The sequence below is a fragment of the Porticoccus sp. genome, from assembly GCF_965660005.1.
GTDB lineage: Bacteria > Pseudomonadota > Gammaproteobacteria > Pseudomonadales > Porticoccaceae > Porticoccus.
In genome coordinates this window covers 1-8,793 of sequence record NZ_CBFHYF010000055.1, presented here as the reverse complement: position 1 = coordinate 8,793, position 8,793 = coordinate 1, and the positions used below count along the sequence as shown (strand labels likewise).

The window sequence follows — 8,793 nt, the reverse complement described above, 5'->3', positions numbered from 1 at the left end:
AGACTGTCGGTAGCCGGGAATCGAGTTCCAGGGTGATTACAATATTGCTGCCCAGTGTTCGCTGCAGTAGCGGCTCGATGCCGAGTACCAGTTGATTCAGGTTTACGGCCCTCGGGGTGAGGCTCTGTTGCCGGGCAAATGCCAGCAGGCGGTGGGTCAGATCCGCTCCGCGTTCAGCTGCTTCTGTGATCATTCTTGCCAGCCTTTGATGGTCGGGGTGGTCGTGCAGCGTGTCTTCCAGAATTTGCGCGTTGCCCATGACCACAGTGAGCAGGTTGTTGAAATCATGGGCGACCCCACCGGTCAGCATACCCAGAGCCTCCAGCCGCTGTGCCCGGTGAAGTTGTTTTTCCATTGTGATGCGGTTTGTGATATCTGTCATGCCTCCGACCATCCGGATGACGGTGCCGTGGTCATCGCGAATCAGATGGCCGCGATCCTCCACCTGCGCCCAATGACCATCTGCACATCTGAAACGATAGCTGGCGGACCAATGATTGTTGCGATTTTGGGAAATGGCCAGTCGGCGTCCGGCCAGCACCTCATCCCGATCATCGGGGTGAATCAGCGCAGCCCAGGCGTCGTCGTCGGGTTGTGAGTCGGCGCGACGGTGGCCAAAGAGCTGTGTGAAACCATCATTCCACCAGCGATTGTCACTGAGCATATCCCAGTCCCAGGCAGCATCACTGGTGGCCTGGGCCAATAACCGGAATCGCTCCACGCTGACCCGAAGTGCCGCTTCCGTGGCTTCCCGGCGGGCAATGTCCTTCTGTAAGGCCCGGTTGGCGATTTCCAATTGACGGGATTTTTCTTCCAGTGTGCGAACCAGTGTCTGGTTATAGGTCTTCAGAATTGTGTTTTCATCGAGGCCGACGGGATTGGTCGCAATAGGTTTGGCGATATGGGGTTGATCCTGTATCTGCCACAGGACTTTGAGAAAAGCTTCAGGCTCGGTGGACTTGAGGATAAACGCATCGGCACCCAGATCCAGGGCCAGCTCACGGTCACTTTCCTCGGTGTAGGTGGCGGTGTAGATGATGAATGGGATACGCGAGAGGCGGGAGTCGGACTTCCATTGCTGGAGCAGCGTGTAACCGTCCATGATGGGCATCAACAGATCAGAGACAATCATGTCTGGAGGGGTGTTGCGCGCCTTATCCAGTGCTTCGTTGCCCTGGCCGGCGGTATCGACTTGATAACCGTGGCTGATGAGCAGCGTCTCCAGGTAATAGAGGTTTTCTTCCCGGTCATCAACGATGAGGATTCGCGACATCAGCTGCTTTCCATATCCGGAGACTGCCAGCAGACACTTTCCACCTCATCAACAAAAGTATCGGGGTCGATGGGCTTTTCGATATAACCACTACAGCCTGCTGCCAGTGCTTTCTCGCGATCACCCGTCATGGCGTGGGAGGTCACTGCGATAATGGGGATATTGCCCACTGACTCGACCTCGCGCAGGGTTGCCGCCACGTCATACCCATGCATGGTCGGTAATTGTATATCCAGCAGAATCAAGTCGGGCAACAGCGCCTTGGCCAGTGCAATGCCTGCCGGTCCGTCGGTGGCCGATCTGACGCGGTGACCCCGGTGTTCCAGTAAAAAAGTCAGCAGGTAGCGATTGAGCTCATTGTCTTCAATGACCAGAATATCGAGGCGGGGTTCTTTCATGATAGCTCCAGTGGCAATATCACGGTAAATTCACTGCCCTGTGACCACTGGCTGTCCACCTTGATCGTGCCGCCGAGCAGGTTGGTCAGGCGGCTGCAGATGGCCAATCCCAATCCGGTGCCGTCATGTTGACGGGTGAGGCCACTGTCGACCTGGTTGAAAGGTTTGAATAACTGCTCTATATCTTCCGGTCGGATACCAATGCCAGTATCGGTGACCCGGAATCGAACAGCGGGTGCCGGCTGCTCGATGCGAGGTGAAGCGCCGTTATTTGCATCATCGTCCGCAGTGGTAGGAATCCATGCCGGTTCCAACTCCACATACAGCGCGACACTGCCCTGATCGGTGAACTTAATGGCGTTGTTCAGCAGATTCAGCAAAATTTGTTCAACCCGTCGACGATCACTGCACATGGTGGATAAACCCTCTGCGATATCCCTGTGAAGAGACAGACCTTTCTTCTCTGCCAATGGCTGGACACTCCCGATCACCTGGTCGATTGCGTCGGTCAGGTCAAAAGGCTCACGTCGGACCTGTAACTGCCCGGCTTCGATCTTGGAGATATCCAGCACGTCGTTGATCAGATCCAGCAAGTGGCGGGCACTGCTGCGGACCATGCCCAGTTGTTTTTTCTGTTCCAGGGTAATGGGCCCAGCCATTCCCTGCAGGATAATGCCGGTAAAGCCGATGATTGAGTTGAGTGGGGTTCGCAACTCGTGGGACATGGTGGCCAGAAATGATGACTTTAATTGATCGGCAGTTTCAGCGCGGTTAGCGACCAATTCCAGTTCATTGGTGCGAGTCCTGACTTTTTTTTCCAGGTTCAGGTTCAGTGCTTTGAGGTCGGCATAGGCTTTCTCCAGAGCACCGAAAGCCCACCAGATCAGTAGCAGTAATAACAGGGAGGTGACCAGGACAAATCCGATCCCCTTGTACACGCTCCAGCGACTGAATGTTTCGGTATCGGCTGCCAATGCCATCAGTGCGTGGTCAGAGGCATAGATCCACAAACTGGCCACAATGGCATAGACGGCGGTGATCAGCAGTGCTCGGCAACGCAGTGACCATTTTCCTCCCGGTTCGTAGGAGGGTGGGAGAGCCGTATTTTGACCAGGTTCGTCGTCGGGCCTGTTGGTGCTCATGGGGCAACCCCGGAAATTGGATTGGTTCCGACTCTCGGTATTTCCCGGTTATTTGATAGTGCAGTCAAGCCGGGCAACATGGCCGTCCTTCCTGTCAGTGTGGCGGTTCCTTATCACAAGTCTGCAATACCAATTTAACGCATGGACAGTCATTGCGGGCTGTTTTTATAAGTATGACCACTGCAGAATAGGCCCAGAGTGGTTGGTGGGTCAATCCTTGCCTTAATGATAGTGGACTCGCTCGTCGCTGTGTTCGAGTTGCAGTATCGCCGCCCCCTGATGTCAGCCCAATGCGCCGGATTTTTTGGTGTTAACCGACAAACGCCGGGCAAAGTCATTTAGACTATCACCCCCACTGAGCCGGCCATGTTCTTTGGTTGACGCGCGGGCACTTTTATTCTGTAACTGCTTTTATTTTTGTAACTGTTGGGACGCTATGACCGCTGCATTATCGATTCGCAATTTGCACAAACAGTATGACAATGGCTTTGAGGCGCTCAAGGGCATCGACCTTGACGTTCAACCCGGCGATTTTTTTGCGCTGCTCGGGCCTAACGGCGCCGGTAAGTCCACCACCATCGGCATCATCTGTTCTCTGGTGAGAAAAACGGCTGGTGAGATAGCTATTTTCGGGACGGATATCGACAGGAACTTCTCCCTGGCCAAGCAGTATATCGGCGTGGTTCCACAGGAATTCAACTTCAACCAGTTTGAAAAGGTCATTGATATTGTCAAAACCCAGGCGGGCTATTTCGGATTGCCGCCAAAGCTTGCCGCGGAGCGCACCGAGAAATATCTGAGGCAGCTGGGCCTCTGGGAAAAACGCCATCAGCGCTCCCGGATGCTCTCCGGTGGTATGAAGCGAAGACTGATGATTGCCAGGGCACTGGTTCACGAACCGCGGCTGTTGGTGCTGGACGAGCCCACGGCCGGTGTGGATATCGAGCTGCGCCGCTCTATGTGGCAGTTCCTAAAAGGGATTAATGCCAGCGGCACCACGATCATATTGACCACCCACTACCTGGAGGAGGCAGAGAGTCTCTGCCGCAACGTGGCGATCATCGATCAGGGTAAAATCATCCACAATACCTCCATCAAGCAGTTGTTGCGGCAGCTCAACAAGGAGGTGTTTGTGCTGGATACCCGCGAGTCCCTGACAGAAATGCCGACCATTGAGGGTTATCCGGGGCAGCTGATCGATGAACACAGTTTTGAGGTTGAAGTGGTGAAGGGGAAATCACTGAACAAATTGTTTGCTAGTCTCAGCGAGCGGGACATTCATGTGACCAGCATGCGCAACAAGGCGAACCGGCTGGAAGAGCTGTTTGTTTCCCTGGTGGAGCCCCACAGGAATGAAACGGCGGAGGCGCAGTTATGAATGCCGGTCAGCAATGGGTGGCGTTTACCACTATCCTGGTGAAGGAAGTCCGCCGTTTTATGCGCATCTGGCAGCAGACCCTGCTGCCGCCTGCCATTACGATCGCCCTGTATTTTGTAATCTTTGGCAAATTGATCGGGCCGCGGATCGGTGAGATGTCCGGTTTCACCTATATCGAGTTTGTGGTGCCGGGGCTGATCATGATGTCGGTGATCACCAATGCCTATGGCAATGTGGTGTCTTCTTTTTTTGGCACCAAGTTCCAGCGTAGTATTGAAGAATTACTGGTGTCGCCGGTGCCCAACTACATTATTTTGTTGGGTTATGTCATCGGTGGTGTGGCCCGTGGTCTGGCTGTGGGGGTGATTGTGACACTGCTGTCCCTGTTTTTTACCGATCTGCAGGTCAGCCATCTGGGCGTAACGGTCGCCATTGTCTTCTTGACCGCAGTCCTGTTCGCGCTGGCGGGGTTTATCAACGCGGTTTTCGCCAACAGTTTTGATGATATTTCCATTATTCCAACCTTTGTGTTGACGCCGCTCACCTACCTGGGCGGTGTGTTTTACTCCATCAGCATGTTGCCGCCTTTCTGGCAGGCGGTGTCGCTGGCCAATCCGGTGCTCTATATGGTCAACACCTTCCGGTACGGTCTGTTGGGCGTCTCGGATATTAATGTGGCATGGGCCTTTGTCATGGTGACGGGTTTCTGCGCCCTGCTGTTTTTCTTCTCGCTGTTCCTGCTGGAGCGGGGCAAACGATTGCGCAGTTGAGGTGAGCCGTGACTGAGAAAAAATTATTGCTGGGGGCCGACACTGACTATCCCGCCAGCTACAGTCCGCAGTTATTGCACCCGATTCCCCGGCAAGAGGGCAGGCAGGCACTGGGTATTTTGGGCGCCGAGCCTTTTTTTGGCGTGGATCTCTGGACCGCCTATGAGCTCTCCTGGCTGGATATGCGGGGCAAACCGGTGGTGGCGGTGGCAGAGCTATCAATACCGGGCAGTACGCTCAATCTGGTTGAATCAAAATCCCTGAAACTCTATCTCAACTCGCTAAATCAGGAGCGCTATCGCTCCGTGGAAGAGGTGGCCCGGACCATCGAGCGCGACGTCAGTGCCTGTGTGGTGGGGCCGATACTGGTAGGGATCCACCCCGGTGACAGTTATCGTCACATGGGACTCGGCTCACTGCCCGGTATTTGCCTGGATGACCTGCCGGTGGAGGTGGACGCCTATGCCCCCGATCCCTCGCTGCTCGGCCTGGCAGACGGACACACAGTGGTCAGCGAATCGCTCTACAGCCATTTGTTGAAAACCAATTGCCCGGTCACCGGGCAGCCCGATTGGGCCAGTATTCTGATTCGTTACAGTGGTCCTGCAATCGACCGCGAAGGGTTGTTGCGCTATCTGGTTTCATTTCGCAATCATCAGGATTTTCACGAGCAGTGCGTGGAACGCATCTTTACCGAAATCAGGGAGTTGTGTCAGCCGGACACACTGGAGGTCTACGCCCGCTACACCCGTCGCGGTGGGCTGGAGATCAATCCCTATCGCAGCAGTGTGCAATCCGATCCGCCCAGGGTACGCCTGTCGAGGCAGTGAGGGCGAGCAGCGAGAATTAGTAGTTTTTCTTGTTTTTCAGTTGGGCGGCGGCTTCGATCAGGGACTTCATGATTCGATCCCGGTCGTAATGGCGGATTCTGTCCATATCCATATAGAAAGAAAAACCATCGGTCATGTGCTCAAAGTAGCTCTGGTCACTGCCCATATTTTTTCGGAAGTCCACCACAGAATAAATCCGCACCGGTTGTTGATAGCCCTTGACCTGAATATCGCCCTTGTCGCGGCACATGATCTGGTCTTTCACCAGTGAGTAGGTCTCGTGTGAAACCAGAATCTCGCCGGGTTCTGCGGCAGACTCCAGCCGGCTGGCCAGATTCACTTCGGTGCCGAGCAGGGTGTAGTCCAGCCGGTTCTCCGTGCCAAAGTTGCCCACGGCACAGTAGCCGGTATTCAGGCCCATGCGTATTTCCATGGGTGTTTCTATACCCTGACTGGCCCAGCGACGTTGCAATTCCTTCATGTGTTTTTTCATGGCAATGGCCATTGAGACTGCGGCCGTACAGTCGGCCTTTACGCCATTACTGGTGGGGTCGCCAAAGAAGACCATAATGGCGTCGCCAATAAACTTGTCGATGGTGCCGCCGTGCTGCAGGGCAATTTGCGACATTTCGGACAGGTAGCTGTTCAGCAGGCTGGTCAGCACATCGCCCTCAAGTTCTTCGGCCAGTTCGCTGAAACCCTTGATGTCTGAAAAAAATACGGTCAGTTTTTTGCGGTGGGTTTCCAGCTTGACGTCTTTGCCCGACTGGATGGCCTTCAGCAAGGTTGGGGAGAGATATTTTGACAGGCGGTAATTTCTCAGTTTCAGTTGAACCTGTGTTTTTTCCAGCTCTTTCTGTTTTTCTCCCAGGGTTGCGATTTCCCTGGAACTGCTGGCGCCGTAAATAAAGATATATATCCCCAGTGCCAACAGTGGCGGCAGGCTGGTCAGGATGTCTGCCGAAAGTGTCCACTGGGGAAATCTCAGGAGTGCGGTTATTGCAATGCCAAGCAACAGAGCCAGGTTATCATTGCGCAATTTCCTGAAACCGCCACCAATGATTCCGTTAAACTGCAGCGTAATAATCAGCAGCAGAACAGGCAAAAGGCTCAGGTCGATCAGGCAGATCAGGCCACCGAGCAGCAGCGCATCAATAAAGGATAAAACCGTCCCGACACCGGGCCGTGATGAGGGCGGGACGCGCTGTAATACAAAATGGGAAGAAAGAATATAGCCAATGGTCACCAACAGAGGCAACGTGACAATCAGCTCATGCTCCAGTCCACGATGGAACGTGAGTAGCGATAAAATACCGGCAAAACCTACCAGAAGGCGGAACAGGCTCTGGTAATGTAAAATGCGGTTTGTCTCTTTAAGACTGTTTGGCGTCATCCTGTAAGATAATGTTCCCGGTACAGTGAGTCAGTGCGCGTCATTACACGATGTCTCATCGAAAATGTCCATGACCCAGCAAAGTGGATACAGCAGTAAGGAAAAAAAATGGATGCATTGCAGGCCCTTCACCAGCGCGTATCAGTACCCAGATTGTCCGAACCTGCGCCGAAAGGTGACATTCTGGCCAATATTCAGCGAGCGGCGTTTCGTGCTGCCGATCACGCAAGAATGCGCCCCTGGCGTTTTCTTATCATTGAGGGAGAGGGGCGGCAGGCGCTCGGGGAACTGTTTGTTCGTTCAGAAGAGCAGCAGGGTGCCGAACTCAGTGACAAAGCGCGGCAGCGTATTGCCGAGCGTCCCCTGCGCGCGCCAATGGTCATGGTCGTGATCGCCAGCCCGAAAGAAAACCCCAAGGTCCCGGAAATAGAACAGTGGCTATCCGCCGGTGCGGCTGCGCAAAATATGATCACTGCCGCTTATGCACAGGGTGTCGGTGCGGTCTGGCGAACTGGCGACTACGCCTATGACCCCAATGTCATGGCAGGGCTGGGGCTCAGCGATGCCGAACGTATCATCGGCTTCCTGTATCTGGGAACTGTCCAGATTGCCCCTCCCGAGGCCCCTGAAACAGCTATTGATGATTACTTTCAGAGCTGGCCCTGACAATTGCTTTTTCCGGGTTGCTTGTGTACAGTTCCGCTCCTCAAAATATTGCGTCAACTGATCCGCAGACGGGCAGAGGCCCTCAGTTCCGGGTTTGAAAACAAAGTTTTTTCAAGCTGAAATGAGAGCATTGCATCGGTATCCGATTGGTTGACAACGAGCACGCAGGCGTGCGGTTTCGGAGTTAAGTTAAGCTTTTTAAAGCTCAGATGACAAAATTTGGTGAGGTGTCCGAGTGGTTGAAGGAGCACGCCTGGAAAGCGTGTATACGTTAATAGCGTATCGAGGGTTCGAATCCCTCTCTCACCGCCATACAGTCTGCCGAGTTTTTACAGTCTTGTAGAGACTCGGCAGTACTCTTTAAAAATCAATTAGATAGCACGCTATTCCCCTCTGAAATCTGTCTCAAAGGTCACTGTAGAGACAGCTAATTATCCAAAATACCTGTGTTTTCTCAAAGTGGAAAAATTCGCTTCGCTTTTGCCTTTGCCTTGCCTTTAGTCAAAACGATATTGTCTGCAGCGGACCCAAAGCGGGTGTTTGTTCTTTGGCACATACTTTAGAAAAACACACCGAGGCACACGAAAAAATTGGTTCTGGGATTAATGTTTTTTGTGGGCGGGGCAAGTCAATGTAACCAAGTGTTTTTGGGTTGAAAGAACCGACGGGACTAAAGAGAGGTTTTTATATAAGAATTGTGTAACGGTATCAAAGTCGTCACTGTCAGTCTCATTCATATGCCCGCTATTGGCGGGTAACGGTCATTACCAAACTAACAGCTTATCTTCTTGATCGTCCCAGAAATATTTGAGATCCATTTTTTTAAATACTTCCATGTTGAAAGAGGCGGGCAGTGAGCCTTGAATAATTGATTTTATAATCGCCGGCGATAGAAAAGCCAACTTGAGTATGTGTGTTACATAGCGGCTTGTTACCTTTTCAC

The 8,793-nt window shown here is 53.1% G+C and carries 9 protein-coding genes and 1 tRNA gene; 6 read left to right on the top strand and 4 right to left on the bottom strand.

The features are described 5' to 3' along the window. From ACTF5G_RS09330 to ACTF5G_RS09320, 3 genes are all read right to left on the bottom strand, one after another. Positions 1-1,273: response regulator (locus ACTF5G_RS09330; protein ID WP_438952540.1), on the bottom strand; the 1,273-nt coding region annotated here is incomplete at its 3' end. Further along, positions 1,273-1,671 carry a response regulator gene (locus tag ACTF5G_RS09325; protein ID WP_438952539.1) on the bottom strand — a complete coding sequence of 133 codons (399 nt, stop codon included), beginning with the start codon at positions 1,669-1,671 and terminating at the stop codon, positions 1,273-1,275. The genes ACTF5G_RS09330 and ACTF5G_RS09325, both read right to left, overlap by 1 nt. Further along, positions 1,668-2,813, bottom strand: coding sequence for a sensor histidine kinase (locus tag ACTF5G_RS09320; protein WP_438952538.1), 1,146 nt, complete (start codon positions 2,811-2,813; stop codon positions 1,668-1,670). The genes ACTF5G_RS09325 and ACTF5G_RS09320 overlap by 4 nt, the downstream gene beginning before the upstream one ends. A 436-nt stretch (positions 2,814-3,249) precedes the next feature. Between ACTF5G_RS09320 and ACTF5G_RS09315 the strand changes: the two genes are divergently transcribed. Genes ACTF5G_RS09315 through queF form a run of 3 tightly spaced genes read left to right on the top strand, consistent with a single transcriptional unit; the run spans position 3,250 to position 5,791 of the window. Next, positions 3,250-4,191 carry an ABC transporter ATP-binding protein gene (locus tag ACTF5G_RS09315; RefSeq protein ID WP_438952537.1) on the top strand — a complete coding sequence of 314 codons (942 nt, stop codon included), beginning with the start codon at positions 3,250-3,252 and terminating at the stop codon, positions 4,189-4,191. Further along, positions 4,188-4,961: an ABC transporter permease gene (locus ACTF5G_RS09310; protein ID WP_036860768.1), complete on the top strand. Its 774-nt coding sequence runs from the start codon at positions 4,188-4,190 to the stop codon at positions 4,959-4,961. The genes ACTF5G_RS09315 and ACTF5G_RS09310 overlap by 4 nt, the downstream gene beginning before the upstream one ends. An 8-nt stretch (positions 4,962-4,969) precedes the next feature. Then, a complete protein-coding gene (gene queF, locus ACTF5G_RS09305; protein ID WP_438952536.1) occupies positions 4,970-5,791 on the top strand; it encodes an NADPH-dependent 7-cyano-7-deazaguanine reductase QueF in 822 nt (273 codons plus the stop codon). 16 nt (positions 5,792-5,807) lie between these two features. Here queF and ACTF5G_RS09300 read toward each other — a convergent pair whose 3' ends face one another. After that, on the bottom strand, positions 5,808-7,184 hold the full coding sequence (locus tag ACTF5G_RS09300; RefSeq protein WP_438952535.1) for an adenylate/guanylate cyclase domain-containing protein: 1,377 nt from the start codon (positions 7,182-7,184) through the stop codon (positions 5,808-5,810). Between the two features lie 108 nt (positions 7,185-7,292). On the opposite strand from ACTF5G_RS09300, the gene ACTF5G_RS09295 reads away from it, so the two are divergent. The 3 genes from ACTF5G_RS09295 to ACTF5G_RS09285 all read left to right on the top strand — a co-directional run bounded on the left by ACTF5G_RS09295 (position 7,293) and on the right by ACTF5G_RS09285 (position 8,642). Beyond that, positions 7,293-7,850: a nitroreductase family protein gene (locus tag ACTF5G_RS09295; RefSeq protein WP_438952534.1), complete on the top strand. Its 558-nt coding sequence runs from the start codon at positions 7,293-7,295 to the stop codon at positions 7,848-7,850. A gap of 221 nt (positions 7,851-8,071) precedes the next feature. Further along, positions 8,072-8,162, top strand: a tRNA-Ser gene (locus ACTF5G_RS09290). Positions 8,163-8,462: 300 nt separating this feature from the next. After that, positions 8,463-8,642, top strand: a complete 180-nt coding sequence (locus ACTF5G_RS09285) for a DUF3223 domain-containing protein (protein WP_438952533.1) — start codon at positions 8,463-8,465, stop codon at positions 8,640-8,642. The last annotated feature ends 151 nt before the right edge of the window (positions 8,643-8,793 follow it).

Coding starts and splice junctions, on each gene's coding strand:
- ACTF5G_RS09325 (WP_438952539.1), bottom strand. CDS start 1,671: ATGAAAGAACCCCGCCTCGATATTCTGGTCATTGAAGACAATGAGCTC.
- ACTF5G_RS09320 (WP_438952538.1), bottom strand. CDS start 2,813: ATGAGCACCAACAGGCCCGACGACGAACCTGGTCAAAATACGGCTCTC.
- ACTF5G_RS09315 (WP_438952537.1), top strand. CDS start 3,250: ATGACCGCTGCATTATCGATTCGCAATTTGCACAAACAGTATGACAAT.
- ACTF5G_RS09310 (WP_036860768.1), top strand. CDS start 4,188: ATGAATGCCGGTCAGCAATGGGTGGCGTTTACCACTATCCTGGTGAAG.
- ACTF5G_RS09300 (WP_438952535.1), bottom strand. CDS start 7,184: ATGACGCCAAACAGTCTTAAAGAGACAAACCGCATTTTACATTACCAG.
- ACTF5G_RS09295 (WP_438952534.1), top strand. CDS start 7,293: ATGGATGCATTGCAGGCCCTTCACCAGCGCGTATCAGTACCCAGATTG.